Source organism: Mycobacterium sp. (genome assembly GCF_049683935.1).
Taxonomy (GTDB): domain Bacteria; phylum Actinomycetota; class Actinomycetes; order Mycobacteriales; family Mycobacteriaceae; genus Mycobacterium.
Genome location: NZ_JBAUJR010000052.1, coordinates 1 through 18,643 on the forward strand (window position 1 = coordinate 1; position 18,643 = coordinate 18,643).

Here is an 18,643-nt window from a genome sequence, read left to right on the forward strand (position 1 = left end):
GATCGTGAAGTCGCCGAGATCCCGACCGGCCAGGCCCGCATCGTGGAGCTCGGTCGGGCGCTCATGACGCGACCACGGCTGCTGCTGCTCGACGAACCGATGGCAGCTCTTGACGTCACCGCGGCCCCGGCGCTGCGCCGGCTACTGCGCGAGATCCTGCGCCGGGACGGCCGCACGGCGATCATCGTCACCCACGACCTGCTCGATGCGCTGGCCGTGGCCGACAAGGTCATCGTCATCGAGGACGGCCGGGTGGTCGAGAGTGGTCCGGTGCGGCGCGTCCTGACAGCGCCACGCAGCGACTTCGCCGCCCGCATCGCCGGCGTCAACCTGATCCCGGGGGTGATGTCCGAATCCGACGGGCTGCGTACCGCGTGGGGCACCCACATCGTCGGGGTCGGCGACGTCGCTGCAGGCACCCAGGCGATCGCCCTGTTCCGGCCGAGCACGGTGGCGGTACACCTCGACCGGCCGCACGCGAGCCCGCGCAATGTGGTCGAGGTGACGATCGCCGAACTGGAGATCCACGGAACAACGGTGCGAATCCGCGGTCTCGATCAACCCGACGGCGGCACCGGGCTCGCCGCCGACATCACCGCCACCGCAGCTGCTGACCTCGACCTGGAGCCCGGCAAAACCGTGCACTTCGTGGTGAAGGCACACGAGGTGCAGCTGCACCCGGCACTGTCGGCGAACGATGCCGAGTCGGCATTCGGGCGCCCCACTAGGTAAATTACCGACAATGTGCGTCGGGCCGGACTCGGCCTGCGTCGCATAGTCCCAGTTCAGCGAGGGTGGTGAGGAGCGTGTCCGGCACGATGCGCGGATCAGCCACGCCCGCTGTCGGCACTGTCGGCGAGCAACCAGGGTCCGCGTCGGCGCGCCGCGCCGATCTCGACGGTCTGCGCGGTGTGGCGATTGCCCTCGTCGCGGTGTTCCACATCTGGTTCGGACGGGTATCGGGCGGGGTCGACGTCTTCCTGGTGCTGTCGGGGTACTTTTTCGGCGGAATGGTGCTGCGGGGCGCCCTGACACCCGGGGCGTCGCTGTCGCCGCTACCCCACATCCGCCGCCTCACGCGCCGCCTCCTGCCCGCGCTGATCGTGGTCCTCGGCGTCGCGGCGCTGCTCACCGTGACGCTTCAGCCCAAGACTCGCTGGGAGACCTTCGCCGATCAGAGCCTGGCCAGCCTTGGCTACTACCAGAACTGGCACCTGGCGAACTCGGCCGCGGACTACCTGCGCGCGGGCGAAGGCGTCAGTCCGCTCCAGCACATCTGGTCGATGTCGGTGCAGGGCCAGTTCTACATCGCCTTCCTGGCGGTGATCACGGCGCTCACCTATCTGCTGCGGTCGGCACTCGGGCCCCGGTTGAAGCACGTGATCGCCGGCATTCTCGGTGCGCTCACCATCGCCTCATTCGTGTACGCCATCATCGCCCAGTCCGAGAATCAGGAAGCGGCCTACTACAACAGCTTCGCCCGCGCGTGGGAGCTTCTGGCCGGGGTGCTCGCTGCGATGCTGCTGTCGCGGCTGCGCGTTCCCCGATGGTCGCGGACCGTGGCCGCGGCAATCGGCATCGCGGCCATTCTGACGTGCGGAATGCTGATCGACGGCGCGCAACTGTTCCCGGGCCCGTGGGCCCTGGTGCCCGTCGGCGCGACGATCCTGGTGATCGCGGCAGGGTCGGGCCAGGTGGGCAGCGTCCCGTACCCGCTCAGGGCGCTGTCGGCACGTCCGTTCATCGTGCTCGGAGGAATCGCGTACTCGCTCTATCTCTGGCATTGGCCGATCCTGATCTTCTGGCTGGTGCACACGGGCGAAAGTAGCGTCCGGTTTGCCGAAGGGCTTGCGGTGCTCGCGGTTTCGCTGCTGCTCGGCTACGCGACACACCGCTTCATCGAGGAACCCCTTCGCTATCCGCGCCCGCACAGTCCTGCGCCGACACGGGCGGTCAGGGTGCGCACCTGGCGACTCCAGCCGACGTTCGCCGTCCGGTCACTGGTTGCTCTGCTGGCGGTGGCGCTGATGACGACATCGTTCGGGTGGCGCGAGCACGTCACGATTCAGCGCGCGAGCGGGCACGAGTTGCTGCAGCTGCCCGACCGTGACTATCCCGGGGCCCGAGCCCTGGTCAACCAGGCGCGGGTGCCCGCGCTGCCGATGCGGCCGACAGTCATGGAAGCCACCGACGATCTGCCCGCGACGACCAAAGACAAATGCATCAGCGACTTCCTCAACCCGGCGGTGATCAACTGTATCTATGGCGACCCGGATGCGATGCGCACCATCGCACTGGCCGGCGGGTCGCACGCCGAGCACTGGATCACCGCGCTGGACATGCTGGGCGCGCGGCACCATTTCCGGGTGGTCACCTATCTGAAGATGGGTTGTCCTCTGACGACCGAGCAGTTGCCGATGATCGCCCTCTCCGACAAGGGATATCCGCAGTGCCACCAGTGGAACCAGAAAGTGATGGCGAAGCTCATCGCCGACCGGCCCGACTTCGTGTTCACCACCTCAACCCGCCCCAACCGGGACGCCCCGGGCGATGTGGCGCCCGACGGGTATCGGGGCATCTGGGACAGCTTGTCCAGCAACGGCATCCCCATTCTCGGAGTTCGGGATACCCCGTGGCTGTTCCGGGAGGGCCGGCTGCGTGACCCGGCCGACTGCCTGTCGCGCGGCGGCACATCCGTCAGCTGCGGCGTTGCGCGCTCCGACGCGCTGTCGGAGGTGAACCCGACGCTGGCCGTGGCGGCGCAGTATCCGATGATGCATCCGCTCGATCTCAGCGATGCGGTGTGCGACGCCGAGGTCTGCCGCGTCAGCGAGGGAAACATCTTGGTGTATCACGACTCTCACCACCTGTCGGCCACCTACATGCGCACCATGGCCGAGGAACTGGGGCGCCAGATCGGCGCCGCAACCCAGTGGTGGTGACCACCCCAACGCCTACGGGCCTGCCTCCTCGAGGGCGGCCTTGACGTCGGCCTGCGTCTCGGCGAGGAAGGTCTGGAACTCGTCGCCGATCATGAAGGTGGTGGTGAACTGGTTGCGCTCCGCGATCTGCTTCCAGGTGGGCGACTCCACCATCTCGCCGAGCGCGGTCTGCCAATAAGCGACCGCGAATTCGGGCATCTCCGGCGGTCCGTAGAGCCCACGCCAGTTCGACAGGGTCACGTCGAGTCCCTGCTCCCTGGCAGTGGGGGCGTTCAGTCCGGGGAGCCTCTCCTCGGACAGCACCCCGAGCGCGGTGAGCTGACCGGAGTTCACCATGCTGATCACCTCGCTCACACCGGCAATCGCCACGCTGATCTCGCCGTTGAGAAGCGCCGCACTCTGCTCACCCCCACCCTCCAGGCTCACGTAGTCGACCAGTGCTGGATCGCCCCCTGCGGCCGCCACCAGTAGATCGAACGGCGCCTGGTCGTCGATCGCGGCACCGACGGCCACGGCGCCGGGTTCGGACTTGATCGCCGTCACGACGTCGTTGAGGTTCGCGAACGGAGAACCAGGGCCGGTGACGACGACGAAGTACTCCGTCATCAACCGGGCGATCATGGTGACGTCGCGGTAGCCGTACTCGGACATCCCCTGGAGTTCGTTCATCATCATCGCCAGCGAGGTGACCGACACCTGGTCGTCGGCGCCCTTGTACTGCTCCACCATCTCCGCGAGGAACACCGAACCGATCCCCCCGGGCCGATTCTGCACCGGCAGCGGCACGGTGACGATGTCGTCGGTCTCGAGGGCCTCGACGACGGAGCGGATGGTGAGGTCGAATCCGCTGCCCGGGTTCGCGCCGGCCGTCATGGTCACGGGTCCGGAGGGATAGCCGTCACCGGCGGGAGGTGGCTCGGAATTCTGGCATCCGGTCAGGATGAGCGAGGCGGCCAGAATGGCGGCGGTTGCGGACTTGATCATCGAGGCGGTGCGCTCCTAGGTCGGGTTGTCGGCCGATCAGAAGCTGTACACCGGTTTCCACGTCGCTGTCTCAGGATCGGATGACAAGAGCCCGCACACACTGCCGGATGTAGCCCGAGTTGACGCGAGCTCAGCGCCGATAACGCCTTCCCGGAAGAGCTTGCGACAGTCGGGCATACACCGTTGAGCAACGAAACGCTCGGACGTGAGGTCAGAGGCTGACCTGGGAAATTTGTGGTGGTCCCGGCTGGTTTCGAACCAGCGACCTTCCGCGTGTGAGGCGGTTTCCGGCGCAATGATTTTCCGTTTCCGCTGGTCAGGTTGGGCCAGAAGCCGAATTGGACCCGTCGGAGCACCCGTTCCAAGCGTTTGGCCCATTCTGGCCCCATCCAGAGGGACGCAAACTAGGTCGATTTTGGCGTGACATTCCGCCTAACCTGGGCAAAGATCAGGGAACTTTCCTCTAGTCCTCTGCAAATCAGCGCCAGAAACAGCATCCGATCACGTTATGGGGCCAGAACCATTACGTACCAGGCTGGCATGGATTCAAGAATCCCTTTCCTGCCGGCTTCGGGTCCGCTCAATGGCGCTTTCTGCGTCTCTTCGCTTTTCGCGGACAGACGCGATTCGATTGTGACTGCACGTCATATCGCGCTGCTCCCGTTACGCCGCTGCTGGATCGCAGACCGAAGGACGGTGCGGTCGTCAAAAGGAATGGAGCTGCCGCGAACATACTGGTGCGTTTCGTGCCCCTTTCCCGCCACAAGGACGGTGTCACCTCGGCCAGCAAGGCTCACGGCATAGTCGATGGCCCGCCGTCGATTGGTGATTACGTGAAGGTCGGCGACCGACTGCTCGCTACGCGCCCCGTCGACCATCGCGGCAAGAATTTCCTTAGGATCTTCGTCTCGCGGGTTGTCGGTCGTCAGCACCACCACGTGCGAATGCCGCGCCGCCAATGCGCCCATGACATGGCGCTTGTTGCGGTCTCGACCGCCGCCGCATCCTGCCACCGTGATGATCCGCCCACGGGTGACGTGTTGCAACGTTTCGAGCACCGCGCTCAACGCCTCTGGCTTGTGGGCATAGTCGACTACAGCGAGAAAGTCCTGGCCCGCGTCGACCCGTTCCATCCGTCCCGGCACCGCATCCAGCGCCGCGAGTCCCTCGACTGCCTTCTGATAGGGAACCCCTGCGATGACGGCCGCGCTGAGGGCGGCGACGGCGTTGGAAACGTTGTGCTTGCCGTGGAGCCGTATGCGCGGCGTATCCGTGAAACCCGGACCGTCCAGGCGAAACCCAGTGCCGCTATCGTCGACGACGATCTCTGATGCACGCCAATCTGCCTGCGTCGCAGCAGATGTCGTGTAGGTGTGGACCGGTATCTGCGAGCCACCGTAGGCCAGGCGGCGGCCGTAGGGGTCGTCGATATTCACCACTCCCGACCGCGCACGTTCAGGGGTGAATAGCGTGGCCTTTGCTTGAAAGTAATGCTCCATGTCGGGATGGAAGTCCTGATGTTCGTGGCTGAGGTTCGTAAAAACTGCCACGTCGAAAGTCATGCCCATGACCCTGCCCAAGCTCAACGCGTGGCTCGACACCTCCATTGCGACGGAGCGCGCACCCCGATCACGCAAAACTCCAAGAAGTGCTTGCAGTTCTGGGGATTCAGGCGTCGTTCGTTCAGACTCAGAGAGCGTTATGCCTCCGCATTTCCACGCGATACCGCCAACGAGCCCCGCTGTCGAGTCGGTCGCCGTCAAGCAACGGTGCGCGAAGTAGCTCGTAGTCGACTTGCCGCAGGTGCCCGTCACGCCGATGGTCGTCATGTCCTCGGCGGGCCTACCGTAGACTGCCGCGGAAACGTCGCCCATGCAAAACCGCGGATCGTCGGCAACTAAGACGGCCACCGAACTTTCCCTTAGGGCGGAGCCGTGCATTTTGTCCGTGAGAATGGCAGTCGCGCCAGAAGCGAGTGCTTGGGCCAGGAAGTCGATTCCGTGAAATTTCGCACCCTCTAGAGCGACGTACAAGTCGCCAGCGAGAACTGACCGCGAGTCGTGCGTAATTCCTGTCACCGCCGCAGCGACAGCGGGGTTGACGCGCTCGATGCGCGACTGTCCGATATCAGCGACGGCAGCCAACAACTCGTCGCAACTCAGAGGCCTGACCACCTCAGGTCGCACTTGATTCGCGGTCACTCTCCCCCACAATTCGCTTCACCCCAGCTAGCGGACATCGCGCTGCACACTCTACGCAGCAGGTCGGGTAGGTTCTGTCGGGGATTGGACGGGCAACGGGTGGTAAATCGCAGAACGGGGGCATCCGAATAGTGGAAGTTAAAGACCTGATCGCCGTACTCGACGCACAGGACCCCCTCACGAGCGTGATCCGCAAACTCGGCACTGACTGCGTCGACAACAGAGACGACGTGGTCGACGACGACTACCCGGCGAAGGCCGACGTCAGTCGGACGCTCCGTCGGACGGTCGCCGAGGAGAGCTTTCGTATGTGGGACGCCGAAGGAAAATTCGTTATTGGCCCCAGCGATGAGCTCAAAGGACAGCTGACCAAGCTGTGGCTGACGCCATCATTGGCAACCATCACGGTGCTGGAGGGAATCTGCTTCGGCGCGGCAAAGGTCTATTTCGCAAACGCCTCGTTCGTCGTTCGTATCGAGAGGGGCTTAGTAGCGCCGCTACCCGAGCGGTGGTTGCCGGGGCTTGCAGAAACTCCGAAACCGCCGACGATGCACCAGAATCTTCTCGACGAGCCGTGTAATTTCGTTCTTTGGGAGCATGATTGGGCACTCGAACTCGACTACCGCTGCCGTGAGCGGCTCGACCAGGTGTGCGCGGTACGGAGACCCGACATGGACATACCTGCTACCAAGAGCGCATCTGCGACCCTGGCGTATGGCCTCCCGAAAATCGCCACGGTGCATCCGTTCGGCGGCGATCAAATGGCCGCGCCGGTGTTCGACCACGAGCGCGAGCGATTCTATTCAGTCCAGCCTGCGCTGCCTACACGCAGTCCGACCGTGTCGAGTGACGACCTCCGAAAAGACAACCACCAGCACGTTCTCGACGCACTCGCTTTGGTGGGAAGCCAGGCTTCGGTCGCCGTTCTGCCCGAATTCTGCTTACACTCCCCGGACGGGCTAGACGACTTGCTTCCGAGATACGCAGACCGGCTACCCGCGCTTGTTGTTGCGGGAAGCGCCCACAGGGACGTCGCGGTAGAACAGGGACGCGCGAACACATCGCACGTGTTCCTTGACCGCGTTCGGATTTTTCACGTGTCGAAGCACGAAGCCTTCGCTATTCGAGGCAAGGACTACGACGGGTCGCCGGTCATCTACCGCGAAGACATAAAACGGGTTCCGCGCGTACTCCGTGTGGCGGCCGGAACGGCCACTCGGCTCGCGGTTGCGATCTGCTCCGATCTGAACTCGTCCGACTTTCAGAAAGCGATGCGATGGGCCGGCGTCAACTTTCTTCTGTCACCGTCGTGGACTCCGAGGGTCGGCGGGTTCGCGGGTGCACTCATTGACCTCGCAACGTCGTGTCAGTGTGTCGGCGTCGTAGCCAACACCCCTGGTCACCTGCTGGCACGTCCACACGATCCGCCCCCGTTCTGGGCCTACACTGTCGTGCCGCGGGAGCCAGGCGCCGGCGAGGACCGCACGTACCCTCCGCAGACGACGCCCGCCGTCGGAGTACTTGATCCGAACCTCATGCCAGGAACGGACGGTTACTGGTTGTGGGCGCCTTAAGCGGCCAGTACCCCCGATTTCACCCGCGGCTCTCCTGCCATCTCGTCGGCGTCGGCAACCTTTAATTGTTTGTCGCTTCGATACGTCCATTCGGCGACTTTTAGGACGTCAGTGTTCTCGGTCGCATCGGCCCACTGCTTTACGAGCGCCGGGATCCACGGATCCAAGGGGAGCAGAAGGCGACCGACACCTGAACTCGCCACGCTTACCAATCGGTCAATCGCTGTGTCGTTGTTGCCAGGAAACTTTCCTAAGCCGACGCAACAAGCTGCTACTCCGGCGGGGCTGCGTTGCTCCGAGTATTCATCAATTGCGTCGTGGAAGGATTTCAGTCCTTGCTCCAACATATCCGGCGCGCCACGTTGGGCAAGGTCGCGGGCAATAACGCCCCGGCGTCGCGCGTTGAGCGCGCGGCCAGGTACCGACGGCGCGACGAGGGGGCTCGCCATCGTCGTGAACTTCCAGGCTTCGTCCAGATCGCCGAGAGCGTGCATCACTGCACCAAGCGAGGTGTAGCAGAAGCCGACGGTGCGCGGTCGACCAAGTTCGGTCGCAAGTTCGGCCCCCTCGGCAAGTGTCATTGCGGCGGCCTTAAATTCGCCGACGCAGCGCATTGCGTCACCCAACTGAAGCAAGATGTCGGCCCGGCTACGATCGGCCGAGCTGTCCTTTGCTAATTGATCGGCTCGCTTAAGGACCACGATTGCTTCGTCGAAATTACCTCGGAGTCGCTGACAGAACCCCTGCATCCGAGTGGCCTCTGCAGATCCGTAGGTGTCGTCGTAGGCGACGAAGGCTAATTCGGCGCGCTTGGCTTGAGCAAGCGCGGTACCGTACTCGGTCTGCTGGCGCCACAATTCGGCGCTGCCGAGCAGCGCCCAGCCTTGGCGCGGGGCCCAATCGTGGGCTCCGTCGAGGCCTTTACACCTTTCGAACATGGTTGTCGCGGCAACGTAGTGCTCTAGTCGTTCGCGCTCGGGCAAGCCTTCCCGGCGTCCTAGTTCGTAATCCAAGCATGCGGTAGCAGGGGCGATCAGGTGCCGTTCGACCTCGACCGCCCCCACTGCGATCTCGGAGAAGACGTCGACGTGGGCTTTCACAGCGTCGAGTTGACCGTCCTGGCGGAGTGTTGTGGCGAGTTCCCGACGTGCCACCAACGCGAGGTCGTGTGCGTTCGACGCGGTGGCCTGCTGGAGCACGCGTTCTAGTCGATCGATGGAGTATCTGAGGTGGTTCTTTCCACGACGTGCCTTTACCGCCGCCGCGATGACGAGACCGAGGTACTGCCGTTCCTCCTCGACCTGTGATGGCGACGCGATTTCGCCATCCGCAGACACCGTGTCAGCTGCGGCGAGATGGTAATGCCGGACGCGCCCGTCATCCTCGTTCGGTGTGAATGTGACGAGCTTGGCATCGAAAAGGATAGTCAGGACGCGCGATACCACGGTAGTGCTGCGATCTAGCGCGGCGGAAATCTGCGTTGGCGTGCTGCCCGGGGCCTCATTCAAAAAGTTCAGGATCTGGCTGCGCAGCGACGCGCCGGGTGGTGGCGGCGCGCTACGTGCCGTCTCCACGCGGCGTCGGGCCAGTTCGGCCTGGATTAAGAGCCATTCATCGCCACTGACGTCACCGGCGTCAGCAAGCTCCGACAACCGACGCGCGAGTTCGTCGCCCTCCAATGCCCTGATGTTTGAACCATCCGAAGCGATACCGTCCACATCCTCCACGCCTTTTGACTCTCACGGAGCCTGACATCAATGTCAATGACATGTATATCACACCAGCGCCGGGCTACCAGACGCGTCTGTCATCGAGCCGCTTTCGCCTGACGAGGCCGTCCATTCATCTGACTCGGACCAAAAATTAGGTGCAGATTGGCACGAATTCGTGTGACATCGACGCAGAACGCGGTATCGACGAGCTGGCCTGGTTCCAGGTGTAGGTGAAATCAGCCACCCAAACCCCCATTGCCGGTCGATCGGATCCGGGTGCCGCGGGGCGCCCGGAACTGCGGTGGGGTGATGGTGCGCCGCGCCCGCATGGCCCCGGTGATCCCGCTCAGGCGCATCAGTCGGCCCACCTGGTCGCGCCCGATGCCGTGACCAGCATGTTTCATCGCATGCCAGAGCTTGCGGATCCCGTAGAGCCGCCGGTTGTCCCGATGGAGTCGATGCATGGGTATTGGCGGCGTGCGCATCGGCCCAGTCGGTGTCGCTGACCGGGCCGCGCGCCTTGGCCTGATTGATTCCGAGCAATTCTCCGACGTGGCGGCAGGCCGCCAATCTCGAGTCATCGCTCTCAGCGAGACGGTCCTCATACATCCGTACCGCCCGCTCATGGGTCTCTGGGTCGAACTTCCTCGGTGCAGCCACAACCACATCTCCTGGTGCGATCACGATCTCCACCAGCCCCAGGATGGATCAGACTGACTTCGTCTGGCTTTAGACCGAATAGCATTCACTCCGGCTCGGACCATTGCGGCAACCTAGTACCGCGCGGACCTCGGCATAAGCTCGGACTCGGCTCATTCCGTTTAAACGCTCTAGCTCATTCCAGTCGACAGAGTCAAACTTCTCGGCATGAGCTAGCGCCATCGAGGGGTTCACGACGCGCAACGGGTGCTTCCTGAGCAACCGGAGTAGGCGCAAAGTCAAGTGAACACTCTCGAAGTCATTCATCGTCGTCCACCTATCGTGGCCAAGACGCAACTGACCTTCAAACAAATCTTGGAGGCCTCCAAGGGGATCGAGCAAGTCCCCATCGTGCAGGCGAAGCCCTATCGCATTAACAGAAGTGTCAAAATATGCGAGCGCCTCTGCGGGCGCGTGAAACTGGCGATAGAAGAATCGCGGTTCGATCACATCAACATGGCTTCCACTGGGAAATATATAGCGCCAGTTGCCATGCCGATTGCGACGCGCCCTGCCGTGACGGGCGAGGACGCCGTGTACAAAAGTGTCACGATTCGGAACCATTAAGTCCAGGTCGGCAGGGCACGCAGCCCCCAGGAACATGTCCCGCACAGCGCCACCCACCAAGTAACAGTCCGTCGGCGTCTCTCGCAGTTCCTCGAGAAGCCATGTAGCAGTTGATGTTTTGAATGCCATGTCGACCAATTCACGCGGACTGCGGCAACTATCCCGAATGATTGCGTGTTCACTCATGCTTCCGATCCAAGTTCGGGTACGCCTCGCCAGGGGGTGCGCAACGATGCGCTCAAGGTCCGCCATCTGTCTTGATCTTCTACTGAATTAGCGCGCGCCCATAGAGCTTCAAGCAGCACCGCGACGCTATCGGACCATCCTGCCGGTCGATTCTCGATCTGTACCGACCGCTCTACTTCCCTACTCCATTTTGGGTTATCGAGAATTTCTGCGCTTAGCGAGCCGAGCGTGGAGAACACCTCAGAGCGATCCTCACTATCGCCGAGCCGCGACGCTGCAAGAATCAAAGAGCGCAATGCTCCATTGCGAACCCAAGTCGACCGATCATTCTTGAATACCTCGAAGCACGTGCTCCAAGCCTCCTCCGTACCCAAACTTCCTAGGACGTGCACAGCGCGCCACCGAACGCTTTCATTTGGTCCGGTGCGAGCTAAGGCAGCTATTTCAGCCCGGTTGCGTGCATCAATACGCAGCGTTAACAACACGTTGGCGGCAGTCCATCCGATCACAGCGTCGTCGCTTGCAAGGGCTTGAATGTCGGATGCAAAGGCAGCCGAGCCGGCCTCCCGAACAAAGAGACGTTGCCATGCAAGCCACCACTCGTCTGAGAAGCTCTGATCCAGCGCGATGCTGATGACCGAATCTAACGAGTCCACTGACAGCAGGCGCTTCGCAATCGACCCACCATGTAGTCGAAGCGAGTCTTCCGCTTGAATTCTGGTGCTGGGAACACCCGAAAACCGTCGACGCCCCATCAACAACAGCAATGCTGACCTTAGCGAAGGACTGGTGCGGTCGCCTGCCCGGAGATCCTCGGATAACACGTACATCGCGGCGTAAAAATTCCACTCATCTACCGCCCTGACCAAGACATCGACCTTATCCGCCTCAATGAGCTGAAGCAGAAACCCTAGAACCTCGAGGTTTGAACCTCTCGCCGTGACGACGCTAAACCAACCCGAGTTCCAGTCGCGCTCGTCCATGGATAGAGCACGAGCAGCTAAAAACGCGGGGTAAAGCATGTGCATAAAATGCAGATGGGTCGGTCCGTGGGCCGAAAGTATTTCTTCTGTTTCAAGCCGCTGGACATTGTGCTTGGAGATCACATCTTCGAGCCATCGCCGCTCGAAAAACGGGGACAAGCCCTCCCGCTGAAGGTGGTCAAGGGTTGCGTTGGCAAGCGCATCGAGATCCTTTGAGCCGGGCAAAGTTTCGGTGAGTCTGCGCTCAAGGCCGTCGCCAAGATCCTGCACTGGTATTGGTGATGAGTTTGGATGTGGCTCGCCCGCTGCTAACAAGTGCGATCGTACGAGGGCGTTCACGGCGTTGGCTCTCGGCGTGATGCTTGCCAATACCCAACGCTGCGCCCGGATAACCCGCCGGTTCAGACGATCCGAGACGAGAACAGCAGACGCCGGAGCGTTCCGGGTAACCTCTTCGATAGCACTGAGCAGTCTTTGACTCTCCTTGACTGGGAGAGAGTCGAGTCCGTCAAGACAGAGTAGGAGCTTGGGGTGAGGACTACGACCGAATTCAGCGAGTAGCCATTCCTCAATACCCTCTTGCGACTGCCATAACTCGTCCGATACGTCGAGATACGACAACGCAATTACACGGGCCTGCCGCCCGTGCAAACTAACGTTCCTCGCGAGGGATCGAACAAAAGAAGACTTGCCGGAGCCAGCCGGCGCCTGCAGCAGCACGCGCCCCCGCTTGAAGGCAAGGTCCAGCAACTCCGTGCTGTCCATGGCGATGCCCGTGCTACCGGCGAGCAGGTCATCGAAATCTGGGTAAGACGCGATTCTCCACCAATCAAGAGATGAATCTGCAGCCACACCGCTATCGTCCCACTCGCGTCTGACATTCGGGTCAACCATCGATGCCTCCCCACGCCGGAGCACCCGGGTCCTCAACGCCTGCCGGCCTTGGCTCCGCAAGGAGCCTCCCCACCAAGCGCCGGCAAAGCAATGCTGCGGCGGCCGCCGCGTAGTCGCGCCACAGCCGTCGTTCGGCGTCATTGTTCGCTGGCAGCACTGTCTGCGTAAACGTGTCTGCGGCGGTCCGGTCGCTGATCCCTCGAATGCAGAGCCAAACAGGGCGGTAATGGACGCTGGTGCTCGCCTTATGCATGGCCCGAGCCACGCCCGCAGATTCCATGTCGACCGCGAGCGCGTGATCGTACTGCCCGAAAACCTCTCGCTGGGCTTCCGACTCTGCGTCCCCGGCGAGAAACTCGACTGCGACAATCTCGCCGAACTGTACCTCTGGCAGGGCATTTGCTGGACCGCTAGGGCGTGCGGGTAGACCCAGATGCCAATCTTGGCGCACTAGTGGCTTCAGTTGTGAATGGATGAGATGACTGTCGGGTTGCGCTAGCGGGTAGTAGCGAATAAGACGCTTCCCATCGACTCGCTTGGTGTACTCGCCATAGTGGATGTACTCCGCACATACGACATCCCCTGGGTTAGGCCCCGAGACATTGCCGCTATCGTCTACCGACCTCACAATGCCGCCAGCAATTCCTACCAAGACCACGCACTCAGGCTGCCAGTCCTCGACAAGATCTCGAACGGTCATGAGAGCCGGCATATTTGACCGATCTTCTGATTGGGCTATCAACACTGGGTAGACCGAAGTATCGCTGCTCTCGGTCGACCAGCATCCAGACCCGGGTATCTCTACAGTCGCCCTGAACTCTTCGAGTGCGGCAGTCATCTCCTCTTCGACAACGGTCACTACAACGACGCGCGCGTGGCCGCGTCTTCCGATAAGCACGTTGGCGAACCCCCGAACTCGTCCATAGGGCTCTCGCGAGTGTAGGTCGAACACCGGCCGTAGCAATGTCGCAACGCCCATGACCGTCAGTTCGTCGAGTGGAGCAGTTTGAAGGGATCTCAATCACCAAACCAAACCGCCCGCGAGCTCGTTCTCCACGTCACGCTACGACACTTCAGCGAGCACAAGCCGCGACTGCAGCCGCGCGACAAAACCCATCGTCAAATTTTGGCCCCATCCAGGGGCAAAGACAACTTCCGAAATGCACTAGCGGAACGTGGATTTAGCCTCTGAACTGCGTTTTTGGTGGTGGTCCCGGCTGGTTTCGAACCAGCGACCTTCCGCGTGTGAGGCGGACGCTCTCCCACTGAGCTACGAGACCGGATCCCAACGAATCGAACGAGGCAGAAGACTAACACGCGAGGGTGTTCGCCCCAGAATCCCTCACACCTCCATTTCCGTCTTCGCCCCGCCGACCAGCCAGTTCACCGGTATCTTCACGCTATGAAGCGACTCACCGTGGCAATGGCGGGATTGGCCGGTGCAGCGATCTTCGGCGCACCGGCCGCAACGGCCGACACCGTCGGGTTCACCTCGCCCAGCGGCAATATCGGCTGCATGATGGTCGACGACCTGCTGCGCTGCGACATCGCGGACCGCGACTGGTCTCCTCCCCCACGTCCCGCAGACTGCCCGAGCTTCGTCAACTTCGGCCAGGGCATCGAGTTGAATCCGACCGGCCCGGCCCGCTTTGTCTGCGCCGGCGACACCACCATGGGCTTCGGCCCGGTCCTGGGCTACGGCGAGTTCCAGGCCGGTGGCGGTATGAGCTGCAACAGCGAGCCCTCGGGAATGCGATGTTCGAACTCCGACGGGCGCGGGTTCACGATTTCGCGCCAGGGCTACACACTGTTCTGATCCGCAGGCGACATGGCCGGCGAGGGATTTGTGTACCCCTTACTGGGTGGACTATCGTTCTGCATCGCGACGGGCGACGATCTCGCCCGTGGCGCGCGGACGTGGCGCAGTTGGTAGCGCACAACCTTGCCAAGGTTGGGGTCGCGGGTTCGAATCCCGTCGTCCGCTCGAAGGTGCAATGGCATCAACCCCAGCGGTGGAGTGGCCGAGTGGTGAGGCAACGGCCTGCAAAGCCGTGCACACGGGTTCGATTCCCGTCTCCACCTCCGAGTATGTCCCGGCGCGATTAGCTCAGCGGGAGAGCGCTTCCCTGACACGGAAGAGGTCACTGGTTCAATCCCAGTATCGCGCACAGAAAAAACCTGGTCAGAGGCGTTTGTAGACAAGCAAACAAAATTTCGTGCAACTTGCGTGCAACTTGGTTTTGGCAGGTAGGTCAGACTGACCCCCAGGTGGACAGATTCTGGGAAGTTTGCTGGATACGGTCAGGACTGCGACACAGATCAAAGCCTGCCGACCACCGCAGTAATGCAATCCGACAGGCGCAGATAGGCAGCGAGCTGCAATGAAACGCATACAGGCTCGACGGGCTAAGGCCCGACGGGCTAAGGATTGTTCAAGTTGGTAAAGGCATTGGCCACACGTTTACGTGTCCGCATTTGCAGTCGATGCTGATGGTGTCTCCAGCCGCGCCTGACCCTTTCCGGCGGCGGGCCCACGCGCCGGTACTTTCCTTGCATCCTCCGCAGATCATCGTGCCAAGGTCGATTTCTTCCCATTCGTCGCTCATGTGTGCGACGGTACTTACCAGTGGCGCGGCTCACTGCGTCTTCAACAACGCCGGGGACCTGGACGCGATGTCCGACAGAACCAACCTCTGGCAGACCGCGCGTCGCCTGCTCACCCACCGAGGTCGAGCCGACTGGTGCGACGACGCTTGCTGAGCTTGCGTCGCACCGTGACGGACTCTTCGTAGCGCGGTCGGTTCTGCGGCGCTTCTGCGGTTTACACGTTGCGCAGCCTCGCCAAGACCTGGGTGGGTGTTCAGCGGACATTCATGACCTCGATCCCATGGACTCTGCGAGCAGGCGAAGAGCCGGCACCTCAGACGACGAGGGTGACGCGACAAGCCTCACCCTCCGACGTTTTCGCAGGGTGCCGTGCGACTATCGCTGCAATGACCAGCGCCTCACCGGGGATGGCCGCGACACGATGACACGCAAACAGGAGATTCGCGACGAGGTTGATTACCCGTCCGATGCCCACACGCGCCTGAAGCACGCGTTTTACCGCAGGTACGTGGCGTGCTGGATGCCGCGGGTCCTCCAGGGGAAGTGGGGATCAGCCGCGACCGTGGTTGAAGGGTTTTCTGGGTCCGGCAAGTACAGCGATGGACCGGACGGAAGCGCGCTAATGATCGCGAAGCTTTACAGAGACCACATCCACAGCGCCAATTTTCATCCGTTGAAGTTTGTGACGAACGACCTCGACCCCAGGCGTACCGCTGCGCTGAACACGCGGCTAGCGGCCCTACCCTCCGATGCTCGGTTCGAACACATCCCGCTGGAGCCAGCCACATTCGAGTCGATCGTGGACCCGGTCCAGGCGAGCGACAGCCCATCCGGACGCAGGACCCTCTGGATCGTCGACCCGTTTGGCCTCAAGCAAATCCCTTGGAAAGCCGTTGCTAGCTGCGCCACTCGGCTTAAGAACGACGTTCTCATCACTTTGATGGTCGACGAAATGCACAGATACCGGACCAATCCGGTTATGGACGGCCTGATGACCGCGACGTTCGGCAGCGAAGAGTGGAAGGATCTCCCCACTCCGCGATCAACCGCCGAATCGAAGGCGGCGCTCATCGCCTTGTATCGCAAACGCCTCGAAACGCTTGGATGCCTGACGCAGTCATTCGACATCGATGTGCAGGGACGCAAATCCCGATACTCACTCATTTTTGTAACCCACCACCAGGCAGGCCTGGAATGTTTTAACGACGCAAAATGGTCCGCAGATACCGCCGGCGGAAAGGGAGCTAGCGCCGTCACGGGATTCGAGCTAACACTCTTCGAACCTGAGATTGGCGGCCTCATCGCTGCCTTCGAGGAGATGAGCGGGCTTCATCAGTTCGAGGATCTGGTCGAGAATGCGGCCCGACTTGGCTTCAAGGAAACTCACGTGCGAACAGTTCTCGACGAGCTCTTCGCACGTGGGATGGCCTTCCGACTTGAGCCGGCGACCTCACCGAAAAACTCCCCGTGGCCCGCCGGTTCTAGCATCGCGCTGTACACGCAAATTCGGGTCGACCTAGATGAAGACGAACTGGAGGCGGACGGCGAGCTCGACGACGATTCGATCTAACTGACCGCACTGATGGGCATCTCGTCCCAAAGCCGCCCATCAAGTTCGCGGCCCAGCGCTTTTGGCGTTCGGCCACCCCACTGCTTGAAGAAGAACGCAACGTCCGCATCCTCACATGCGTCGCGGATACCGCGGACCCAGTTGACATCGACGGGTCGGTAGTTCGCGCCAGATTCCCCACCCGCGATCACCCAATGGATGCCGTCGAGGTTGATACCGCTGAGGGGGCCCAGAAGCGGCTCGCAGGAAAGGAACCGGACAGCTGCCGGGACCTCGCGGAGATGATCCACACGAGTCAACGCCTCACCATTTTCCACCGACACCCCCATCCACACATTTGTTGGCCACTCGAGCTTTTCAGCCACCCGACGGAGCCGAAGACTCCGCTTGGTGAGTATCTGGTAGGTGTGCTGTGGCGTATCACGACAGACGTCGAATACGTCGCGAATGAACCCGATCGGAACACGAGCGTGGAATAGATCCGACATCGAATTGACGAACACAACTCGAGGTTGACGCCAGCGGTAGGGTTCATCAAGGGCTTGAGGATGAACAGTGACATCGAAACCGGGCCCGGACGTGCGTGGGTCGCCGTCGTTCTGATACTTGGCCGACCCCATCGCTTTTAGCCGTTTCGCCAACGTCATCGCATAGCAGTGGTCACAACCAGTAGACACTCGGTCGCAGCCGGTGACGGGATTCCAAGTCGCTTCGGTCCATTCGATCGCCGATCGATCCGCCATTTTGCCCCTATCCACTGCTATCGAACACACGTTCGACTATTTCAGGCTAGCCGGTTCCAACCGTAGATCACAAGCCACACGCCGGATAATCACTGGTAAGCGCGATTTTGGTGTCAGTTGCCTAACGGGGACGTGACGAGCCATGCGAATCTTGCGCCCCTCGCGCCGTAAGCGGATCGACCACTGCCGCCCTCACCGGGGCCGTCGCACTCTCGGGACATTGGCCGCGATGGGCAAATCTCGGAGCGGATTCGGTTAACCATAGAGCGCCTGCGGGGCGCCTCGCCGGTTAGTTAGAGCATCGAATTTTCGTGCAACTTACGTGCAACTTGAGAGTAAAACCCTGGGTAACTGTGTCCACTTCGCGGCAGTTCGTTGGACGCAAATTCCCTGATCAACGCCACTTCCGCTGGTCGGGCATCATATCTGATTTTGCTGGATCGCTGGTTCAATCCCAGTATCGCGCACCATTGTTCGGCGAGGTCAGGCCCGGTCTTCACCGGGCTTTCGACGTCTCCGCGTAATAGCCGCGCCACAGAGGCCCGTCGGGACGCTTCGCGAGTAGGCCTAGATGTTCCGGGGAGTGCTCCCGGAAAGCACTGAGGGTGTCAACTGCGAATCTGCTGAAACCTCGGGTACGCCGGCCCTTGAAAGGCTTTGCGCACTGCAGTAGGCAGGCGTCTCAGCCGCCGAACTACAGGGAATTCCCCTATATCTCCGGTGCCCACCTCGTGCTTAGGCTACGCGCATCGTCCCAGTTCACACAAGCGTGAACTGGCACAATCCACAGGGGGATCCATCGTGGCAACACACTCATCTGCGACTAAGAGTCGTGCAGGGCAGACGGTCGCTGCAGCGCTACTGGCCGGGGGATGCTGCTCGCAGCGCCGATCGGACTCGCGTTCGCAGCACCACCAGGCGGCGGCGGCACCGACCCCGGCGGCCCAGTCGGCGGCGGGGGCGGCACCGAAGGTCCGGGTA

12 protein-coding genes, 5 tRNA genes and 1 pseudogene are annotated in these 18,643 nt (G+C 61.8%); 8 read left to right on the forward strand and 10 right to left on the reverse strand.

Annotated features, from left to right (window positions below):
• Nucleotides 1-732: TOBE domain-containing protein (locus WA965_RS02860; RefSeq protein ID WP_526447041.1), on the forward strand; the 732-nt coding region annotated here is incomplete at its 5' end.
• 86 nt (nt 733-818) lie between these two features.
• Complete coding sequence (locus tag WA965_RS02865; RefSeq protein WP_526300992.1) at nt 819-2,942, forward strand: acyltransferase family protein; 2,124 nt, start codon at nt 819-821, stop codon at nt 2,940-2,942.
• Between the two features lie 12 nt (nt 2,943-2,954).
• Here WA965_RS02865 and WA965_RS02870 read toward each other — a convergent pair whose 3' ends face one another.
• The 3 genes from WA965_RS02870 to WA965_RS02880 all read right to left on the reverse strand — a co-directional run bounded on the left by WA965_RS02870 (nt 2,955) and on the right by WA965_RS02880 (nt 6,127).
• Nucleotides 2,955-3,926 (reverse strand): tripartite tricarboxylate transporter substrate binding protein, encoded by a 972-nt coding sequence (locus WA965_RS02870; protein WP_526300970.1) that lies wholly within the window; start codon nt 3,924-3,926, stop codon nt 2,955-2,957.
• A 235-nt stretch (nt 3,927-4,161) separates the two neighbouring features.
• A tRNA-Ser gene (locus WA965_RS02875) sits at nt 4,162-4,237 on the reverse strand.
• 333 nt (nt 4,238-4,570) lie between these two features.
• A complete protein-coding gene (locus tag WA965_RS02880; protein ID WP_526300972.1) occupies nt 4,571-6,127 on the reverse strand; it encodes a UDP-N-acetylmuramoyl-L-alanyl-D-glutamate--2,6-diaminopimelate ligase in 1,557 nt (518 codons plus the stop codon).
• A 131-nt stretch (nt 6,128-6,258) separates the two neighbouring features.
• Between WA965_RS02880 and WA965_RS02885 the strand changes: the two genes are divergently transcribed.
• Nucleotides 6,259-7,701, forward strand: a complete 1,443-nt coding sequence (locus tag WA965_RS02885) for a carbon-nitrogen hydrolase family protein (RefSeq protein WP_526300974.1) — start codon at nt 6,259-6,261, stop codon at nt 7,699-7,701.
• On the opposite strand, the gene WA965_RS02890 is transcribed toward WA965_RS02885, so the two are convergent.
• The 6 genes and pseudogenes from WA965_RS02890 to WA965_RS02915 all read right to left on the reverse strand — a co-directional run bounded on the left by WA965_RS02890 (nt 7,698) and on the right by WA965_RS02915 (nt 14,022).
• Nucleotides 7,698-9,428: a MarR family transcriptional regulator gene (locus WA965_RS02890; RefSeq protein WP_526300975.1), complete on the reverse strand. Its 1,731-nt coding sequence runs from the start codon at nt 9,426-9,428 to the stop codon at nt 7,698-7,700. The two genes, WA965_RS02885 and WA965_RS02890, sit on opposite strands and share 4 nt — an antisense overlap.
• 164 nt (nt 9,429-9,592) lie before the next feature.
• Nucleotides 9,593-10,073 (reverse strand): annotated as a pseudogene (locus WA965_RS02895) (IS3 family transposase); the annotation flags it as partial.
• A 69-nt stretch (nt 10,074-10,142) separates the two neighbouring features.
• Nucleotides 10,143-10,931: a nucleotidyltransferase family protein gene (locus tag WA965_RS02900; RefSeq protein ID WP_526300977.1), complete on the reverse strand. Its 789-nt coding sequence runs from the start codon at nt 10,929-10,931 to the stop codon at nt 10,143-10,145.
• Complete coding sequence (locus WA965_RS02905; RefSeq protein WP_526300979.1) at nt 10,862-12,742, reverse strand: NACHT domain-containing protein; 1,881 nt, start codon at nt 12,740-12,742, stop codon at nt 10,862-10,864. The genes WA965_RS02900 and WA965_RS02905 overlap by 70 nt, the downstream gene beginning before the upstream one ends.
• Complete coding sequence (locus WA965_RS02910) at nt 12,735-13,721, reverse strand: phosphorylase family protein (RefSeq protein WP_526300981.1); 987 nt, start codon at nt 13,719-13,721, stop codon at nt 12,735-12,737. Before WA965_RS02910 ends, WA965_RS02905 begins: the two co-directional genes overlap by 8 nt.
• 226 nt (nt 13,722-13,947) lie before the next feature.
• Nucleotides 13,948-14,022, reverse strand: a tRNA-Val gene (locus WA965_RS02915).
• 122 nt (nt 14,023-14,144) lie between these two features.
• On the opposite strand from WA965_RS02915, the gene WA965_RS02920 reads away from it, so the two are divergent.
• The 5 genes from WA965_RS02920 to tcmP all read left to right on the forward strand — a co-directional run bounded on the left by WA965_RS02920 (nt 14,145) and on the right by tcmP (nt 16,919).
• Nucleotides 14,145-14,558 carry a DUF6636 domain-containing protein gene (locus WA965_RS02920; protein WP_526300983.1) on the forward strand — a complete coding sequence of 138 codons (414 nt, stop codon included), beginning with the start codon at nt 14,145-14,147 and terminating at the stop codon, nt 14,556-14,558.
• 95 nt (nt 14,559-14,653) lie between these two features.
• Nucleotides 14,654-14,726: transfer RNA gene (locus tag WA965_RS02925), tRNA-Gly, on the forward strand.
• Nucleotides 14,727-14,753: 27 nt separating this feature from the next.
• Nucleotides 14,754-14,824: transfer RNA gene (locus WA965_RS02930), tRNA-Cys, on the forward strand.
• 14 nt (nt 14,825-14,838) lie between these two features.
• Nucleotides 14,839-14,910: transfer RNA gene (locus tag WA965_RS02935), tRNA-Val, on the forward strand.
• Nucleotides 14,911-15,629: 719 nt separating this feature from the next.
• The gene (gene tcmP, locus WA965_RS02940) at nt 15,630-16,919 is read left to right on the forward strand and encodes a three-Cys-motif partner protein TcmP (RefSeq protein ID WP_526300985.1); all 1,290 of its coding nucleotides are present in this window, start codon (nt 15,630-15,632) and stop codon (nt 16,917-16,919) included.
• On the opposite strand, the gene WA965_RS02945 is transcribed toward tcmP, so the two are convergent.
• On the reverse strand, nt 16,916-17,662 hold the full coding sequence (locus WA965_RS02945; protein WP_526300987.1) for a DUF5131 family protein: 747 nt from the start codon (nt 17,660-17,662) through the stop codon (nt 16,916-16,918). The two genes, tcmP and WA965_RS02945, sit on opposite strands and share 4 nt — an antisense overlap.
• Nucleotides 17,663-18,643: the final 981 nt, after the last annotated feature.

Excerpts from the sequence above, each read along its gene's own strand:
- WA965_RS02870 (WP_526300970.1), bottom strand. The coding sequence starts at position 3,926 with ATGATCAAGTCCGCAACCGCCGCCATTCTGGCCGCCTCGCTCATCCTG.
- WA965_RS02945 (WP_526300987.1), bottom strand. The coding sequence starts at position 17,662 with ATGGCGGATCGATCGGCGATCGAATGGACCGAAGCGACTTGGAATCCC.
- WA965_RS02865 (WP_526300992.1), top strand. The coding sequence starts at position 819 with ATGCGCGGATCAGCCACGCCCGCTGTCGGCACTGTCGGCGAGCAACCA.
- WA965_RS02920 (WP_526300983.1), top strand. The coding sequence starts at position 14,145 with ATGAAGCGACTCACCGTGGCAATGGCGGGATTGGCCGGTGCAGCGATC.
- WA965_RS02910 (WP_526300981.1), bottom strand. The coding sequence starts at position 13,721 with ATGGGCGTTGCGACATTGCTACGGCCGGTGTTCGACCTACACTCGCGA.
- WA965_RS02905 (WP_526300979.1), bottom strand. The coding sequence starts at position 12,742 with ATGGTTGACCCGAATGTCAGACGCGAGTGGGACGATAGCGGTGTGGCT.
- tcmP (WP_526300985.1), top strand. The coding sequence starts at position 15,630 with ATGGACTCTGCGAGCAGGCGAAGAGCCGGCACCTCAGACGACGAGGGT.
- WA965_RS02900 (WP_526300977.1), bottom strand. The coding sequence starts at position 10,931 with ATGGCGGACCTTGAGCGCATCGTTGCGCACCCCCTGGCGAGGCGTACC.